This window comes from Flammeovirga sp. MY04, assembly GCF_001682195.2.
Taxonomy (GTDB): domain Bacteria; phylum Bacteroidota; class Bacteroidia; order Cytophagales; family Flammeovirgaceae; genus Flammeovirga; species Flammeovirga yaeyamensis.
On sequence record NZ_CP003561.2, the window covers coordinates 1 to 17,888 of the forward strand.

14 protein-coding genes are annotated in these 17,888 nt (G+C 32.0%); 6 read left to right on the forward strand and 8 right to left on the reverse strand.

Features of this window, described 5'->3' with window-relative positions:
* The first annotated feature begins 96 nt into the window (after window positions 1–96).
* On the forward strand, window positions 97–561 hold the full coding sequence (locus MY04_RS20320) for a hypothetical protein (protein ID WP_066213513.1): 465 nt from the start codon (window positions 97–99) through the stop codon (window positions 559–561).
* An 85-nt stretch (window positions 562–646) separates the two neighbouring features.
* Here the strand turns inward: MY04_RS20320 and MY04_RS20325 are convergent, their stop codons facing one another.
* The 4 genes from MY04_RS20325 to MY04_RS20340 form a co-directional block, all read right to left on the reverse strand.
* Window positions 647–2,872, reverse strand: a complete 2,226-nt coding sequence (locus MY04_RS20325; protein WP_084006029.1) for a glycoside hydrolase family 3 C-terminal domain-containing protein — start codon at window positions 2,870–2,872, stop codon at window positions 647–649.
* Window positions 2,873–3,362: 490 nt separating this feature from the next.
* Window positions 3,363–3,701 (reverse strand): hypothetical protein, encoded by a 339-nt coding sequence (locus tag MY04_RS20330; protein ID WP_158297806.1) that lies wholly within the window; start codon window positions 3,699–3,701, stop codon window positions 3,363–3,365.
* Window positions 3,702–3,923: 222 nt separating this feature from the next.
* Window positions 3,924–5,606 (reverse strand): glycoside hydrolase family 3 protein, encoded by a 1,683-nt coding sequence (locus MY04_RS20335; RefSeq protein ID WP_066213519.1) that lies wholly within the window; start codon window positions 5,604–5,606, stop codon window positions 3,924–3,926.
* A gap of 17 nt (window positions 5,607–5,623) precedes the next feature.
* Window positions 5,624–5,908: a hypothetical protein gene (locus MY04_RS20340; protein ID WP_066213521.1), complete on the reverse strand. Its 285-nt coding sequence runs from the start codon at window positions 5,906–5,908 to the stop codon at window positions 5,624–5,626.
* Window positions 5,909–6,421: 513 nt separating this feature from the next.
* On the opposite strand from MY04_RS20340, the gene MY04_RS20345 reads away from it, so the two are divergent.
* Complete coding sequence (locus tag MY04_RS20345) at window positions 6,422–6,640, forward strand: hypothetical protein (protein ID WP_066213525.1); 219 nt, start codon at window positions 6,422–6,424, stop codon at window positions 6,638–6,640.
* Between the two features lie 114 nt (window positions 6,641–6,754).
* On the opposite strand, the gene MY04_RS20350 is transcribed toward MY04_RS20345, so the two are convergent.
* Both MY04_RS20350 and MY04_RS20355 read right to left on the reverse strand, forming a co-directional pair.
* Entirely contained in the window at window positions 6,755–8,134 is a 1,380-nt protein-coding gene (locus tag MY04_RS20350) for a ParB N-terminal domain-containing protein (RefSeq protein ID WP_066213528.1), read from the reverse strand.
* A gap of 12 nt (window positions 8,135–8,146) precedes the next feature.
* Complete coding sequence (locus MY04_RS20355) at window positions 8,147–8,977, reverse strand: helix-turn-helix domain-containing protein (RefSeq protein ID WP_066213531.1); 831 nt, start codon at window positions 8,975–8,977, stop codon at window positions 8,147–8,149.
* Between the two features lie 1,403 nt (window positions 8,978–10,380).
* Between MY04_RS20355 and MY04_RS20360 the strand changes: the two genes are divergently transcribed.
* Complete coding sequence (locus MY04_RS20360; RefSeq protein WP_066213534.1) at window positions 10,381–11,541, forward strand: replication initiation protein; 1,161 nt, start codon at window positions 10,381–10,383, stop codon at window positions 11,539–11,541.
* A gap of 544 nt (window positions 11,542–12,085) precedes the next feature.
* Window positions 12,086–13,081 carry a DNA-directed RNA polymerase subunit alpha gene (locus MY04_RS20365; protein WP_066213537.1) on the forward strand — a complete coding sequence of 332 codons (996 nt, stop codon included), beginning with the start codon at window positions 12,086–12,088 and terminating at the stop codon, window positions 13,079–13,081.
* A gap of 175 nt (window positions 13,082–13,256) precedes the next feature.
* Here MY04_RS20365 and MY04_RS20370 read toward each other — a convergent pair whose 3' ends face one another.
* A complete protein-coding gene (locus tag MY04_RS20370) occupies window positions 13,257–13,736 on the reverse strand; it encodes a DUF4493 domain-containing protein (protein WP_066213540.1) in 480 nt (159 codons plus the stop codon).
* A 422-nt stretch (window positions 13,737–14,158) separates the two neighbouring features.
* On the opposite strand from MY04_RS20370, the gene MY04_RS20375 reads away from it, so the two are divergent.
* Together MY04_RS20375 and MY04_RS20380 are read left to right on the forward strand one after the other, a co-directional pair.
* Complete coding sequence (locus MY04_RS20375; RefSeq protein WP_066213543.1) at window positions 14,159–14,746, forward strand: YtfJ family protein; 588 nt, start codon at window positions 14,159–14,161, stop codon at window positions 14,744–14,746.
* Window positions 14,747–14,808: 62 nt separating this feature from the next.
* Window positions 14,809–16,101, forward strand: coding sequence for an L-cysteine desulfidase family protein (locus MY04_RS20380; protein ID WP_066213545.1), 1,293 nt, complete (start codon window positions 14,809–14,811; stop codon window positions 16,099–16,101).
* 278 nt (window positions 16,102–16,379) lie between these two features.
* Here MY04_RS20380 and MY04_RS20385 read toward each other — a convergent pair whose 3' ends face one another.
* A complete protein-coding gene (locus MY04_RS20385) occupies window positions 16,380–17,732 on the reverse strand; it encodes a hypothetical protein (protein ID WP_066213547.1) in 1,353 nt (450 codons plus the stop codon).
* Window positions 17,733–17,888: the final 156 nt, after the last annotated feature.

Here is a 17,888-nt window from a genome sequence, read left to right on the forward strand (position 1 = left end):
AGAGAGAACAAAACATTCCATTACCGTGGGATGTTTTTTTTATGTAAAAAGCTCATTTAAATTATGTATATTGGTTATAGGTCAAAGAAATAAACTATGAAAACCATTCTTACCCTCTTTATTCTATTTCTATCTACTTCAATATTTGCACAAATCGGTGTTTTTGATCATGAGCAGAAAGCAGTAAAAAAGAAGGATATTTCTCAAAAGAAACTTGAAAGCTTAACAGGTCAAAAGTACGATTATGATAAGTCGATCGCTATTTTAGAAAAGTTTATGGGATACAACAAGGAAGGTAAAACAGATTACCTTTATAATTACCATACGGGCGAGATTGAGTTATATCTGGACAATAATTTTAAGACTATGGAAGTGATGAATTATGAAATCACTAGAGAGTTAACCAACGTCTATTTTATTATTAATGATAAACTGAAGTTGCAAGGGGTCTATTACAATAGTAGTGGAGAAACGTTAGATATTAGAACGTACGAAAAAGATAAAAACTCCGATAAATGGAACTTGGTGATAACGGATGAAGATGTGAAACGTTTGAAATAAAATGAAGATAGATTTTAAATAAAAAGTCTGCTAAACATACACTTAGACAGACTTTTTTGTTTATCATGAATTGGTATGTTATTCTCTATTTTAATGTAACTACGGATTCTACAAATTCAGAAGCCCCTAAAGCTACACTTCGAGAAGAGGGCAATGCATTTCCTACCACTACTTTATAATTGCCTTTCACTCTCACTTTCTTACCTTTTTCATCAAATAATTTAAAGTCTTCTGATGATAAATTAAAAGATATATCGACAGTTTCATGAGGTGCTACAGCTACTCTCTTAAAGCGTTTTAAAATATATTTCGGTGTATCAGGTAATGAAATATCTTGAGGAATTAAATACAGTTGAACGACATCATCAGAGGCTATATCACTTTGATTTGTTATCTGTAAAGAAACCTCTATATCTTCCTCTTTTTTCAATTTGGTCTTTGATAAATTCAGATGATGATAATTGAAAGAAGCATAAGATAAACCAAAACCAAAAGGATACTGTGGATCTTCCTCCATGAATTTATACGTTCTTCCTTTCATCGAATAATCCTCGAAAGGAGGTAATTGATCTACATTTTTTGGGAAGGTGATAGGTAGTTTTCCTGAAGGTGATACTTTACCAAATAGAATATCTGCCACTGCATTTCCACCTTGTTCGCCAGGATACCAAATATGTAAAATAGCATCGCAATGCTCTTCTACTTCTTCTAATGTTACAGGGGAACCTGAAGCGACAATTAATACCAATGGACCTTTTTTATGTTTAGCCAACTCTTTCACATAATTGATCTGATTCTGTGGTAATGCCAACTCTACTCTATCTCCAGTATCTTGAGAGGCTATAGCATCCACTTCCTCTCCTTCCATATCTGCAGTAATACCCACAACACAAATAGTCACATCCGACTCTCCAGAGACAAATGGGGCCCAGTTTTTTGAGTTGATGTTATCATGAAACGGCAAGGCACCACTTCTGTAATTTAAGGAGGTTCCCAAAGGAACAGCATCGGCAATTCCTTCTAGAATAGTGACCATATTGGGGCTAATGCCATAGTAACTACCCATCAGCATATCTACTGAATTGGCGAATGGGCCGGTAACATAAGGCACTTTAATATCTTCTGATAATGGCAGTATATTGTCTTTATTCTTTAGTAATACAATCGACTTCTGAGCCACTTCTCTAGCCAAGGCAACATGTTCGTCGCTATGGATCATCTCGGGCGACATTTCCGAATAGATGTGCTTTTTATCTCCATCGAACATTCCTAATCGGAACCTAGTTTTAAAAAGTTGAACAGTGCGTTCGTGAATCACCTCCTCGGTAATTAAGTTTTGCTCAAGGGCTGCAGATAGTTGTAAATAGGTTTTCCCACAATTTAAGTCAGTACCTGCTTTTAAAGCCACCGCTGCACCAGCTGCTGGACTATCGGCAAATTTAAACTTGGACGATATACTGTAGATAGCACCACAGTCGGAAGTAACGTACCCATCAAATCCCCATTGCTCACGAAGTAGGGTCTGCAATAAAAAAGGACTTGCTGTCGACGGTTTTCCAAATACAGCATTATAGGCTCCCATAACACCTTCTACCTTTGCATCAACCACTAAGGCTTCGAAGGCTGGTAAATAGGTCTCGTATAAATCCTTTTGTGAGGGTGTAGCATCAAATTCATGCCTTAAAGACTCAGGACCAGAATGCACTGCGAAATGTTTAGCACAAGCTGCTGTCTTTAAATAATTAGGGTCACTTCCTTGTAAGCCTTTTACGAAAGCTACTCCCATAATAGAAGTCAAATACGGATCTTCTCCATAAGTTTCCTGTCCTCTACCCCATCTCGGATCTCTAAAAATATTTACGTTGGGTGTCCAAAAGGTTAATCCTGCATATTTAGAATGGTTACCTACAGATTGAGAGATATGATATTTCGCTAATGCTTCTGAAGAAATCGCATCGGCTACCTTTAAAGCTAAGGCGTCATCAAAAGTAGCTGCAAGTGCAATACTTTGAGGAAATATTGTGGCTTTACCATTTCTTGCTACTCCATGTAAAGCTTCATTCCACCAATCGTAGGACGGAACATTTAACCTAGGAATCGCCGGTGCAGAATTGACTAACTGATGGATTTTTTCATCAATAGTCATCTGACTCACCAAAATTTCTGATCGCTCCGAAATACTTAAAGACGTATTGTAAAATGAAAAATCAACATCAGATTCTTGCCCAGAAACGGATAAAGAATGCATCAAAAAGATAAGCCAAAATAAGTATTGATGCTTTTTTAATTGATTTAAAAAGTTTGTTTTCATCAGAATAAAGATTGTAATCTCACATAATTCATTTCTTAATTATTGAAATTAAAAACATTTTGATGGGTGAACAGGGGAAGAAAGCGTACTTTTTAGTTCTGTAAAGTTTATGTCTAGTCATTTTTAGTCGATAACACCCTTAAAAGCGAGATTTAACAAGAGGACATAAAAAAAAGAAAGGAACAATATGTCCCTTTCTTTTCAACTATCTCATATCTTTACTACCTAATCAATTACTATTTTAATCTTTACACTAGGTTATATCGGCATCTAAAAAATGTCACCCTATAAATAGAAAAAAACCTCAAAAAAAATTTGAGGCCTTTCTTAATTCATTCCGAAGAATAAATTTTACACAAATATCTAGGGCTTGCGAAAGCCGACAATTAAAACGTAATGACTAACTACTTATTGATTAAAACTGTTATATGACGATGTATAAATTTGCTTTTGTTTTTGGGTTACTTTTTAAGTAAAGTAAATAAACAATTTAGAGGTTTACGGAGAACTTCTGTTTGGGCTTTAATATTTCTCCTTGATATTTCAACTGATGACTCAATTCGACTCTGTCTACCAAATCCCAAGACCAATCTGTTCCAGAAATTTTGGCTAGTTTCTTAGATATTCCAAAATAAGTGGCTCCTCTACCTACATTCACTACATAACTATTTACAGTTAATGTATGAGAGTGGTTAAAAGTCTCCTTATGTGTTGTGTGCTCTTCCTTTGCTTTTTCAGTTGGCTGATTCTTGTCTGTTACTGCTAAACCAATTGATGTTGATAAACATGTAAACATCAATACAAAGATTGAAATAAGTAAATTTTTCATGGTAATTCTATCTTTCTGATCAAATAATAATTGACCTATATCCTCGATCAACTTGATGACTCAAATTTAAACCATGTTTATTATTTAAACAAATAATTTGGTTAATATTTTGACATTATTTTTCAATTAAATCACTAATGTTCAGTATTTACCGACACATAACACCATACAGATAGTCATAATGTTTTTATTTTTGTCAATTTTATAAACAAAAAAAGCAGCTTAAAGCTGCTTATAATTTTTTAGTTCTACTGCTAATTTCCCATCGGGGATTAAATGGGCATCAAAAACTTTGGTGACACTCCTTTGTAGAGCTTCTAGATCTTGATAGGTAAGAAGTATTTCCTTCGATTTTTGACATTCATGAAGTTCATCCAAAGCAAATGCGTTTCCTAGATGTATATAAGTGACTTTATCATTATCTAATCGCTTAAATAATTCATCGCTCAATTCTTTTGGCAAATCAAAATTGTTTAGAGGCTTTTTATTGATTCCGAAAATACTCACAAAGATTCTATCGCATTGATTTGACTTTTCTATCACATCAAATAGTTCGGTAGCTTTATTCTGATCAGACCAACTGTAAGTGGGTACTTGATGATGTTTAAAATAATCACATAATGGACTTTGGGTAGAAACATCAACATCTTTTAAATGATGTGCCACTTCATCTCGAATACTTTTTGTTTCATTCTTAATATGCAATTGAAGAAACACATTTTTCGAGTTTACATCTAACTTTTGAATTTCTCCTTTTAAAGAAGTAACCGCCTTATCGGACAACTTTTGTAAAAGATGTATAGATTCCCCGTCATTTTTATGTGCCTCAGAAGAATATGTTATTGTTTTATGGTGATGCAGTCCTACCCATTTTTTCATGGCCAAGATTTTTAAAACAGCCTCATCCAGTATTTTTTCTGTGAGTTTCCCTTCTTTTAAAAATTCTTTGATTTTAGCCACTCCTTCTCCTACATCCTTACTATTGGTGATAACATGATTACCAGCAAGAATAGCCAAGGCATCGGCTGTTCCGTTTTTATAGTATTTGGTAATTCCCTGCATGTCCATAGCATCGGTAATTACTAATCCGTCAAAACCAAGTTCCTCTTTTAAAATACCGTTTAATACTTTAGAAGATAAAGTAGATGGTGTGTTTTCTTTAGATTCCCATGCTTCTATCTGAAGGTGTGCCGACATGACACTACTCAAACCTTCATCAATTAGCTTTTTAAAAGGATAAAGTTCAACCTCTCTTAAATGTTCATCAGAATGATTTAAAACAGGCATATCCAAATGTGAATCAACAGCAGTATCTCCATGACCTGGAAAATGTTTTGCATTATCCAATACATGTTGAGATTGCAATCCTTTAATATAAGCAATCCCTTTATTGGCCACGTTCTCAATATCACCCCCAAAAGAACGATAGTTGATTACAGGGTTTTTAGAATTATTGTTGATATCGACTACTGGAGCCAAAGGCGATGACACTCCCATCTTACGACATTCTTTTCCTATGTACTCACCAAACTGATAAATCAATTGATTGTCTTGAATTGCTCCAAGGGTCATCTGATAAGGAAAAGATAGTCCATCTTTTAGTCGCATACCCAAACCCCACTCTGCATCCATATTAATAAAAAGAGGTACTTTCGATAATTTCTGATAGGTATTCGTTAACTCAACTTGTTTATCAATTGTTCCCTGAAAGAAAGTAAGACCACCTAAATGATATTTTTCGATTAATTGGGTAATCTCTTTAAAATGTTCATCATCTCTATTTGAAAAAGCAGCGACTTGAAATAGTTGGCCGATCTTCTCATCCAAAGTCATTTGATGAAATGTCTCGATGACCCAATCGGAATTTATTTCATTAAGAAAAGCAATATTGTTTTTGTTGTTCATCTGATAAGTCAATTTAATTAGTCCTCAAGAATATTTTTGATCAACTTATCTTTAATAGTGAACATATAACTTTTAAGTGATCGTTCTTCAACTCCTAATCCACTTTTCCTTCTTTTCGACATGTAGGTCCTCACCTCCTCCACAAACTTTTCATTCAGCTTTAGTTCCGGCTTGGTCTTTTTTAAACGCTCGAATTTCTGTTCAACTAATTTTCGTTGTTTTTGAGCAACGCTAATTTTCGACTTAATTCCAGATTTATTTAAAGCTTTATTGTTCTTTGTTACTACTTTCTTCTTTAACATATCGAATCCTATTAATGTGGTGGTTTAAATTTAATTGAATCTATAAAGAATTAATAATCTAAAATCACATTAAGTGATAATACAACATCAAACACTAAGTGCTAAAATGAATATTCCCTTAATCAGTTTCGGTTTTGGTAAATTTGCCAAAATCGAAATTTGGATAAAAAGTCAAAAAACAACCTCACATAACACTGTACACTAAAAAGAATTGTAATATTTGAATTTTATTATATCAACTATTTAACAACATGAACTTTAAAGTTGCTAAAAGTTGAAAATCGCAATCGGTTGTTGTTACTTAGAAGTATCAAAAATGATAAAACAATCACAATCAGTGATTTAAAGATAAATTAGTTGGAAGTTTGTTTGTTAGTTTAGTTTATTAAGAGGAAAACCACGGAGTTTATAACGCCGTGGTTTTTTGTTTGTAAAATCTTATAACAATCTTAAACACCCTTGTATAAACCTCTAACTAAATCGTATAAACTATTGTAACAAATCATTAATAAAATGAACAACAAGATCCAGAAATCATATCAAAGTAATGCCTTTGGTGATCGGGTAATCTATACATCTTTAAAAGGATCAATTGCACTGGACTATCCTTGTTACTTACAATATTCGAAATTTGAGCTAAAAAACCTGCAAGGAAATTTAGTGAAGAAGAATGAATCATATGGTAGTTTAGAAGTTGCCGAGGAAAGAATAGAAAAATTATTGAGTGAATAGCAACTCAATTAAAAATATATATTTGTGTATAAGTGTGTATAAACAAAAAGAGCCGCATATTTTATGTGGCTCTTCTCATTTTATCCATTTTGGCAAAATTGCCAAAACCGTTTATTATAAAGAGGAAACTGAATGTAAAACAGATTCTCTCAACATATGGAATTCGTTTTCCATTGAAAGCGCTAAATAATGACTTTCATGATCTACATTCAATTCCTGTGTTTCTGAAACTGAAATCACTCCTATCTTTAATTTATCTTTTTCAATTTTCTTGATAGCACTTTTAGTCAGCTTATCTTTTACCACAATATACATTTTATGTGTATAAGCCGTATAAGTGCTCAAAGAGTCGATGTATTCTAGATCATCTAAAGTAGAAACTATCTGATACCCCACAATTAATGGGAACAGATCAGATTCTGACAATTTAATAAATTGAACAACATCAATATTCTTGGCTTGCTTTACTTCTTTACCTTCTTCAAAGAATCTAAGTGCAAAATCATTAATATGATTTACTTTCACTTGATCTAAAGTGATATTATCAAATTTCTCTTTAGGGTTTCTAAAAGCATAGCCTACTTTAGCAATACCATTCACCAATTCTTTATTATGCAATAAAGATTGTATCACTTTTGGAGTTAGATTCACCTTTTTAGGTTTTGCCTCTCCTTTGGCTTTTTCCTTTTCTTGCTTTTCGACAGCTCTAATATCCGACCAAGCTTTATGAATAGAAAGGTCTCCATTGATTACAGACTTCACGATATCCTCTCCACCTTTCTCTATGACCTTCTTCATTTTGGTCACATTCTTTGTAGAAACACCGGCAATTTTAGCCGCTTCTTCCGCACGGTTAATTCTACCGCTAGCATCAAGGTTAAGTGTATCTTTAAATTGATCTAACTCTAATTCGTCTTCACTTTTCTCAACAGGTTGAATTTCTTTGGCAGCTTCTTTTTGTACCGTTTCCTTTTTATTGAAGGATTCAACTTGTTTTTTCTTTCTTTCTTTGGCCTCCACCCCTAAAAACTCCGTTAGCTGAAGAGCAATAGTGATTTTTTCTGCATCACCAATATTTCTTCTACCTAATTGGTTTCTAAGCATCCAAATCCTCACATCGTTATGAGAATTGAATTTAAGCTCTTTACAAGGTATATAAGCCAAACCTAGCTTTACTGCCGCTTCACATCTATGGTGACCGTCGACTACAGTGTGAACTAAACGTGCAGCACCGTTATCTTCTCTTAGTGTATGCGTCCAGTATAAAATTGGTTCTCTTACACCTTCTTCTTTTATTGATTTTTCGAAGTTTCTTGCCTCATCCGGAGTTTGTTTTCTAATTAACTCACGATATTCAGGTTCGATATGAAATGCACCTGGAGATTTAAAATCTACTTGAGTTAATTTCTCAGAAGATTCTTTTTCTCTTAAAGATGTTTTCCCCTCTCTATGTTTTTCTTCTTCTTTCTTCTTGAATTTATCTAGATTCAGCATGGGTATTAAAGATTAGTCTATTACAGGCAAAAGTTCTTTTACTAATGATTTCACCTCTCTAGTAGGATTAACAACATTAAAGTTAGTGTCTCTTTGATATTGAATCGAATCTGGAATAAAACCATCTAATAGCTTCAATCCCAAGTATCCATCTAACTCAAATGGCATTTTCGATTCTTTTACGGTTCTATTTACTCGGTTTCTCACCCCTATAATTTTAGTAGGAAGATCCAAAGAATCTCTTACATCGGCGATGTTACTAATACTAGAAATTGTTGGTCCTAATGCCGTTTCATTTAAAGTAATAGGAACAATAACATCAGAATTAGCTATTATACTTGTTAAAAGATCTGTTACTGCTACATAACCAGCAGTGTCAACTAAAATATAATCGTAATCGTAATGTGTATCCTCAATAAGTTTACGGTACTTCTCAGATACTGCAATTGAATTAGAATCGAAAGCAATTACATCTATATTCTCATGTGTACCATTATCAGCGTACATCACTAGGGTTTGCTGTGGATCAGTATCCACACATAATACTTTACAATCGGGTTTCTGGTTGATGATTCCAATTGCAATCTGTCTTAAAAGAGAAGATTTAGTATTACCACCTTTCGAATTGATAAATGAAATAACATGTGCTGGCTCCCCTTTTACAATAAAATCTAGTGGAACTTTGAAAATATCGGCGATTTTTGATAAACCTGAATAAGGAATCTCTACTTTTCCTTTTTCCCATTTGATCAGACCTTGCACAGAAATCTCTATAAGTTGAGCCAACTCTTTCTGTTGCATATTATTCTTTTTGCGAAGTTTTACGATGTTATCTCCGATCATTGTCCTTTTAGTTATATTATTGTATAGTTACAAAGCTATAAACTTTCTAATTTACGGTCAAGTTTATTTAAAGAATTATACTTTAAGATAATTAAAATTCTTATTTATGTATCAAAATTCCAGAAAATGTACGGTACATCTATACATAATGATTAATTTTAATACATATTAATTTCCCAATATGTATGTATACTTTATAAAATGTATTGATATACCGTATTAATAGTCATAAAAATACCTTTTTATGTATAGATATACCGCAAGCGGAATAAATTTTTTATAATTGATGTATAGGTTTACCATAAATCCTGTTAGGTTTGAGTATTTGATAAAAGAATTAAAAATAAAAGAATATTTATTGGAAGGTTTATTTAATATTGTATTTAATTGTTTATTGTAGGTGTACGTAACTGCTTGATAAACAGATTAAAACAAACGATTTAAGTGATAGATTACCCGTATTAAGATGTATAGATTTACCATATCTATATGTATAGATTACCCATTAAACTATGTATAATAATTCCCTTAATGTATCAAATAGTAGTAATAGTGTAATGGTTTTAATTGAAATGTATAGAATTACCGTGCTTTTATGTATAGATGTACCATACATTATCAGAAATGAGATACATAATTGATCAATTTTATAGTTATAGCAAATAGGACATTTAATTATTTATGCATCAAAAGCAACTACTATGTATTGTTATACCGCATTTATTATCGTTTATATGTGTGAGTAAGTCATTAAATGTATAGAATTACCGTATATCTAGTAGAATTTATATTCATTTTCCGAAATAGAGTTCCATTTTATGTATTCAGCCAGATGATTTATGCTTTTATGTACATGATATATGGATTATTACTATTCTTTTATGTATAGATGTACCACTAATTAAGTATACTATTTTTATTAAATGTATAGAGTTACCGTATAAATGAAGCTTATTTTCAATAAATCCGGCCTTAAAATGTAGTATAATTAACTATTATGTATAGATGTACCGTATGTTTTGGATAAATATCATCTATTTAAGAATTATCATACACATATACATACAGTAATACATAACAGTATTCGCATTTTGTGTATTGAAACCTTTAATTATGTATAGATATACCGCATATTTGATGCTTTTATTCATATATCAGGCCTTTTAATGCATTTTCAGTATGAAAATTCTATTTCTACTGGAGAAAAGAAGAGTATAATAGAGCAATAAAGTGTAACATAATTCTAAAGTATGTATAGATATACCGTATGAAAATGTAATTATGTATGAATTACCCGACCAAATATTTGCTTTTATGTATTGATATACCGAAGTTGTGACTCATAAATACGGTAAAGCTATACATATTACCATTTTTTGATTGTTTCCCGATAAAGTTAGATAATGGATATTTTAAACAAAATACGTACGAGTAGTAATAAAGTAAAACGACACAATCGTTTTATTAAGGCAAAACAAAAGAAACCTCTTCCCTTGGTTTCTCAAAAGCTATTATTATTTGCTTTTACATTAAATGATTTAACTGCAGAAGATGAGATTGTATTTAAGGTATCTGAATTCCTAGGCAGACATCCAGGAGGTAAAGATTTAAAGCAATTAGATTTTGGTTGTGATGCATTAGCAAGTGCCAAAATCACATTAGGAGAGGGGGAACACAACGACACCAATAAATTTGAAAGAGAGTATATTCCTTTATTCTCAAAAATTAAACTAGATAAAACATCAATTGTATTCCAGTTTAATGGAAACTTTAAAAATTTATTATCACCTACATCAAATTATACACAATATCTGTATTCGAGCGTAAGACACATGAGATCTCCTCATGCTGTTAGAATGTATGACTTATTATCGCAAGGTGTAGGTAAGTATAATTCGAGAAAGATTTCTGTAGAAGAATTAAAATCTATATTAGGTTTATCAGAATCTAAATCATATAAGAATTTCGCTGCATTTAATCGCTCAATTCTTCAAAAATGTATTAAAGATATTAATGAAAATACAGACCTTGAAGTCACCTTAGAATTAATTAAAACCGGAAGAAGATGTACACATTTGGAATTCTTCTTCAATAAGAAGCAAGCAGAAGGGCAGAAGCAGATCATGCATACCAATATGCAGAATCCAGCACAAGCAGCCCCAACACAGACGAACGGAGAAGCACCAGGAGAAAATCCTTTACAGAAAAAGATGAGTATGCTTCAGTCATTAGGGTTTAGTAGAGAAGAAATCCTGAGAGAGTTATTAAAAACAGATGTAGTGAATGAAGTAGAGGAAACAATTGAAGTCACTCCAGAAGTAGTGAACGAACCACCTCCTGTTCAAGCATCACTTGATTTCGAATTTCAAGGTAAACTTAATAAACTGCCTGTTCGATTAGGTGAACTCGGTTTACCACAAGATGTTATTCAGATAGCTGTTTCTAAATATCAACAAAACCCCAATTGGAAGATTTGGAAAGAAATAAATGATGTGAAAATGGCGATGAGAGACAAACAAAATTTCCCGAATATACATACACTTAAGAAGTGGATCTTATCATAAAAAAAAAGCTCAGCACAAAATGCTGAGCTTTTATTTTAAACTGATATTGATATTATCCTAAAAGTTATCTTTAATTATATTATCTAATGCTAACAACCTAACTTAGTGTGATCTAAATTGTTTTTAGAAATCATATTTTTTTTCGATTATTTTTTTGAGTTTAGAATCATTAGTAATTTTTCGTATAAAATCACTTTACAGTTATTTAATGAGTCTAAAGTGATGATCATGATATTTGAAAATACTTTTTCTACTTTATAATGAGTGAGTTACATTCAAAATCTTCTTTAGAAACTCAAAGTATTTAATGGATAAAATCTAATATGTATTTCAATACACAGAAAAAAAGTAATTTTTTTATCCAACTTTCTATCATATTCTTTGATGTAAACTGTTACAATAATATTTTTTTGTTAAATTTGCGGGTTGATCATATTTAAAGATGAATACAGTTTCATTTTAGGTTCCTAACCTAAGGTGTAAAATGATTTGTCGTTGAATAAGATACCATGTTCGAAAGAAAAATAATTATATAAGAATAAATATGTCAATATTATCATTCCAAAAGCCGGAGAGAGTAGTAATGGACAAGGCCGGTGATTACAAAGGTCTATTTGAGTTCAAACCTTTAGAAAGAGGTTACGGTGCTACGATTGGTAATGCCTTCAAAAGAACGTTATTATCTGCGCTAGAAGGATATGCGATTGTCGGTATCAAGTTTTTGAATACTGTTCAAGATTCTTCTAAAGTAGCTGGTATCAATGAAGAATTACCAGAAGTGCTTTTGAATCTGAAGCAAGTTCGTTTAAAACCAATGATTGAAGAGCCAGTAGAAAAAATCATTGTAGATTTAAATGGAAAAACTGAATTCAGAGCGGGTGATATTAAAGAATTCTGCAGTCAGCAATTCGAAGTAATGAATCCTGATTTAGTAATCGCTACTTTAGACGGTACTTCAATTCCTCAATTTGAGTTAACTATTAGCTTAGGTAGAGGTTATGTTCTTGCAGAGAACCAAGCTATCAACGCAGAAGGCGATAGCGGTTACATCTCTATGGATACAACATTTACTCCAATCAAAAATGTTGATTACCACGTAGAGAACACTCGTGTAGAGCAACGTACTGACTACGAAAAACTGTTAATCGAGATCGAAACTGATGGAACTATTCTTCCTGAAGTAGCTTTACAAGGAGCTGCGAACATCTTGATCCAACACTTTGCGCAGATCACAGACAAAGAAATCACAATCGACATGACACCTCGTTCTGCTGAGCCTAAGTGGACTCCAGAAGAAATTAAGAAGCGTGCTATGTTAGAAACACCAATCTCAGAACTTGAATTATCAGTTCGTGCTTACAACTCATTGAAAGCAGGTGAGGTGAAAACTTTAGGTGAGTTAGTATCACTTGAAGTACGTGACCTAATGAAATTCCGTAACTTCGGTAAGAAAACACTTACTGAGCTAGAAGAAATGTTATCTGACCGTGATTTAACTTTCGGTATGGATGTATCTAAATACCGTTTAGGTGAAGATTAATCTATAAGATAATAAGATATTAAAAGGTTGTTTCCATTACGGAAACAACCTTTTTTTATACCAAAAAAATACCCTTCTGTTATAAACGGAAGGGTAAATTAATACTATGGTATTCGGCTTTCTTGCATTTTAGTCTTTAGATAAATTTCATGATAATACTTTATGAATTTTCGATTTAAAAAATGTTGCTCCATATAGAGCCAGTAGTTGACCAAATTCTTACAGAAGGAAATAATGTATGGTTGAAATTTTGATCTACCAATAACTCGGTAGCTCTCCTATTACTACATTTTATATCTACTATACTATGATTACCTCCTAATACAGTTAGTGATGCTTTACCTTCGTAAAATTTATTTTCTTTCAATTTGCCTAAGGCTAAGATTTCGTATTCACCTTGTTGTAACTTCACTAAACGAGGAATATCGTTGTACTCTTTATAAAAGTATATTTCCTGCTTAGACGTTTTATGAACTATTTTTACAGAAAAATGTGCAACGTTATTCTCATTTGAAATTTCCTTAGAAAGGAGCTCCTCTAATTCAAGTTTTATGCTTACTTCTCCTATATCATTAGTAGATGCATCTTGAAATAATAAAAAGTAAAGTAAGGGGACAATAGTTAAAGCAGTTATGGGGAAAATGTTACGTTTCATGATACAGCAGTTAAAACTTTGTTTCCCTCCTATACGGTTAATGTCATAGAAAATGTTTTGTGGGGAATTGTACTAAATTTGAATAATTTCTGTTGATGAATAACGATTTTTATACACTTACAATAGAACTAACTTGAACTATTTTAAGATTAATCTTTCATTTTTTTGATGTAAACTCCGTTTTTGATCAGAAACATATGCTTTACTGAGAATACTTACATTGGGTTGTAATCAACTACTTATTCACTATTTATCCTTTTTTGTTGATCCTGAAAACTAAGGGTGATGAAAAAATACACATTAACTCACTTTGACGTCGATAGTTATTCGCTTAATTATCAAACATAATTTAAACAATAGTTAGTACTACGCATTACTTATTTATATTTACCATTCGATAATCAACAGTACTATTAATATTAATGAAAACTCTTCTTACAATATTTTTTCTATGTTTTTATTTTGGGGTATTTAGTCAGAACACCTCATCAGAAGAATATTTAAAAGCAGGTGATAAGATTCATCCTATAGAGGTAAGGGATTTAAAAAATAATCCATTTACTACGCCAAGTATTGGAGAGAAAGTATTATTGATTTTCTATCCTGATCCTGATAATCCAAAAGAAAACGATTACTTCGTTGAAAAAACCAAAGAGTGGAAATTTCCTTTAGATAAATTTCATGCTTATGGTATAGTGAATTTAAAAGATACACCTTACCCTAATGGTATTATACGATTTATGATTAGAATGCTAAGGAAAAGGTCTAAGAGGGAAGCAAATGCTTTAATATTAACCGATCCAAAGGGAGTTGTACAATCCGAATGGAATACAGGTGATTGTAATAACCATATTACAGTATTAGTAGTGGACAATACAGGAGAAGTAATCTTCTTTAAAGCAGGAAAAATTACAGAAGAAGAAACTGAATTTGTTATCAATGAACTTAGAAAGAGATTACCAGAAGCAAGAAAGCTTACAGAAGAAGAACTGAAAGAAATGGAGCTTTAAACAAGGGATTAACTCTTCGAATTTCACTTTTTTATATAAACACTAATTTTAATTTACTAACCATGTCTGTCAACAAAGAAGAAGAAATGTTATTCCTCAAGATAATGGAGGAAGAAATAGTACCTGCAGAAGGGTGTACGGAACCAATTGCCATTGCCTATGCTGCTGCATTAGCTACTAAATACCTTGGGGAGAAGCCTCAAAAATTAGTGATTAATGTTTCTGGTAATATCCTTAAAAACGCCATGAGCGTTGTTGTTCCTAATTCGGAAGGTAAAGTAGGTATTAAAGTCGCTGCGGCTATGGGAGCATTATTTGGCGATGCTGAAGCAGATTTAATGGTCATTAGTAATGTTAATGCTGATGACATGGAAATTGTTACTCATTTTCTTCAAAATAATACTGTAGAGATTAACGTGGCCGAAAATGCGATGGCCCTTTATATCAATATGGAAGTAGAGGGAAATAATCATAATGCAAGTGTAGAAATCAAACATACACACACCAATGTGACTAAAGTGATTAAAGACGGTAAGACTCTTATTGATCAACCGTGTAATGATAGCGATTTCAATTCTTCATTAACTGATAGAAGTATTCTATCCGTAGAAAAGATCTTTCATTATGCCAATATTATAGATATTGAGAAAATTGCTCCTGTTTTTAGTAAAGTAGTTGACTACAACAAAAGAATAGCAGAGGAAGGTTTAAATCAAAAGTATGGAGTGAATATAGGTGCAGCTATTCAAAAGAACATTAGTAGAGGAATCTATGGGGATGATCAAAGAAATAGATCAGCCTCTTTTACAGCTGCAGGAAGCGATGCTCGTATGGGAGGTAGTGCTATGCCTGTAATGACCACAAGCGGAAGCGGTAATCAAGGAATGACGGCCTCATTACCTATAATAAGATATTGTTTAGATCAAGGTATATCCGATGAAAAGTTATACAGAGCATTATTCATGTCTCATTTAACGACAGTACACGTTAAAACTAACGTAGGGAGACTTTCTGCGTATTGTGGAGCAATGACAGCCTCAGCGGCAGTAAGTGGCACCTTGGTCTATTTAGAAGGCGGAAACGTGAAAGATATTCAGAATGCAATCACAAATACTTTGGGAAATGTATCTGGAGTTATTTGTGATGGAGCTAAAGCATCTTGTGCAACTAAAATTGCATCTGGTATATATTCAGCTTTCGATGGAGCAATGTTAGCACAAATGGGGAGTGTACTTTCTTGTGATGATGGAATTATTGGAGATGGAGTCGAAGATACCATACAAAATGTAGGAACATTAGCTCAGGAAGGTATGAAAACCACAGATAAGACGATATTGGAAATCATGACTAAATAAAGTCTTGATGTATAGAAAATTTAAATGGGTTGGTAAACGGATTTATATCCTGATTTACCAACCCATTTTTATATGTTCTTAGAAAAATACAATAATGTTCCACGTGGATCATTCTAGACAAGGGTGATTCTTTATTTTATTACATATCTATTAATTTAATGAATAGTTTAATTATTCTTTAAGAATTAACAGTAATCGATATAATTTGTATAAAATAATTAAATTAAAGTGTAACTAATTAGTAATCAGTTGTTTATGTTTTAAGCGTGGAAAATCACTTATTTAAAAGCCTTGAGTAAATTTTCTTTGTGTTTATTGTATTCTGAGTAATCACCTAATTGAAGCATCAAGCGTTCACTAATCATGATACTATTGTTCAGGTTAAGAATGTCAGAATGATTACAGTCTATCTTAATTTTAAACTCCAACAATTCATTCATAGATTCCCAATTAAAAGACGTATAAATTTCCTGTTCTAATGAATTTGATCCGTTAGAACAAAATACACCCATAGGTATAGTCTTCTTTCTCAGATTGGGAATATTTAAAGGATTGATGAGTGATTTATATTGATTTTTAAACAGGCTTTCTTTGTGGGTGAGTTTGTGATAATATTTACTTGCATGTTCCCAAATAGAGTTAGCTGCCTTTGTATTTTTACTGATGTCTGTCCATGCTTTTAATAAATCATTTTCCTCTTCATGTTCATGATGTATAACTGGCGTATCAATCATTAAAAGAAACTTTGATGAAGTTGCATCATCAAAAACATTATAGGCAACAATCCCACTAAGATCGTAAGCAATATATGCATCAAAATGTATATCACAATGCTTAATTTTTAATTGAATGCTTTTATAGAATTCATCATTAAAAATATCATTGGTTGTATAATTCAGGTAGTAAATATTATAATTTGATTCTAGACATTTCCACAAGTGCATATAAGTGGTTTTGTAATTATTTGTGGGTTTAAAGAATAATATATTCTTTTTATTTTCAGAAATAGTATTGATGCTTTGTATCTCTAGGTTGTAATCTAATCTTTTATTTACCACCTCGAAGGAACTGCGGGTAAATAAAGCATGTATCAAATATTGAATAAATAAGTAATAGCTGACAGAATTGTCATGATCAAAATAAAATGCAGAAGGTACATTTTCCTTTCTGTTGACCTTTCCAAAAATATGATTTAAAAAATCCTTGTACGTTACCATGTTATTATTGGTATACATAAATGGACTATCGGGATCTATTTTTTTCTCAATTTTTAAATCTTGATTGATTTTAGGTGGTAAACGAAGTACATCTCTATATAAATCCTGATCTAAAAGTAAAAGGGATTTGTCTTGTATATTATTTAATTCTTTTTCAAAACTAAAAGCAACTCCAGCACTAGCACAGGCACACGCAGCAATTCCAATATCAAAGGGATGATCTAACTGAATTTTTACGTAGGTAGATTTTCCTTTTAATTGAAGCAAATAATTAATGATCTGATCAACTTTACTCAATGCATCCTTATAATCAAAAACATCATCATTATATACGATGAGTTTTTTGTGGTTATAAACATTCTTTTGTTGGTTAATTATTTGATAAAGATTGGGGTAAAAATCATATTTCATCATTTAGTGAATTTATGTAATAAGTCTTGTCGTAGAAATGTTTTTAGAGAATAGCAATAATATGTTAGGAGGTTATATTTTGAAAAAATGTACTCCTTATGGCATAGCTGAATTTACAATACAACGATAAGAAACACTACACCATATTGTAATAATATT

What these genes read in the sequence shown, in the direction of transcription:
- MY04_RS20320 (WP_066213513.1), top strand. Translation starts at nt 97, where the DNA reads ATGAAAACCATTCTTACCCTCTTTATTCTATTTCTATCTACTTCAATA.
- MY04_RS20325 (WP_084006029.1), bottom strand. Translation starts at nt 2,872, where the DNA reads ATGAAAACAAACTTTTTAAATCAATTAAAAAAGCATCAATACTTATTT.
- MY04_RS20330 (WP_158297806.1), bottom strand. Translation starts at nt 3,701, where the DNA reads ATGAAAAATTTACTTATTTCAATCTTTGTATTGATGTTTACATGTTTA.
- MY04_RS20335 (WP_066213519.1), bottom strand. Translation starts at nt 5,606, where the DNA reads ATGAACAACAAAAACAATATTGCTTTTCTTAATGAAATAAATTCCGAT.
- MY04_RS20340 (WP_066213521.1), bottom strand. Translation starts at nt 5,908, where the DNA reads ATGTTAAAGAAGAAAGTAGTAACAAAGAACAATAAAGCTTTAAATAAA.
- MY04_RS20345 (WP_066213525.1), top strand. Translation starts at nt 6,422, where the DNA reads ATGAACAACAAGATCCAGAAATCATATCAAAGTAATGCCTTTGGTGAT.
- MY04_RS20350 (WP_066213528.1), bottom strand. Translation starts at nt 8,134, where the DNA reads ATGCTGAATCTAGATAAATTCAAGAAGAAAGAAGAAGAAAAACATAGA.
- MY04_RS20355 (WP_066213531.1), bottom strand. Translation starts at nt 8,977, where the DNA reads ATGATCGGAGATAACATCGTAAAACTTCGCAAAAAGAATAATATGCAA.
- MY04_RS20360 (WP_066213534.1), top strand. Translation starts at nt 10,381, where the DNA reads ATGGATATTTTAAACAAAATACGTACGAGTAGTAATAAAGTAAAACGA.
- MY04_RS20365 (WP_066213537.1), top strand. Translation starts at nt 12,086, where the DNA reads ATGTCAATATTATCATTCCAAAAGCCGGAGAGAGTAGTAATGGACAAG.
- MY04_RS20370 (WP_066213540.1), bottom strand. Translation starts at nt 13,736, where the DNA reads ATGAAACGTAACATTTTCCCCATAACTGCTTTAACTATTGTCCCCTTA.
- MY04_RS20375 (WP_066213543.1), top strand. Translation starts at nt 14,159, where the DNA reads ATGAAAACTCTTCTTACAATATTTTTTCTATGTTTTTATTTTGGGGTA.
- MY04_RS20380 (WP_066213545.1), top strand. Translation starts at nt 14,809, where the DNA reads ATGTCTGTCAACAAAGAAGAAGAAATGTTATTCCTCAAGATAATGGAG.
- MY04_RS20385 (WP_066213547.1), bottom strand. Translation starts at nt 17,732, where the DNA reads ATGATGAAATATGATTTTTACCCCAATCTTTATCAAATAATTAACCAA.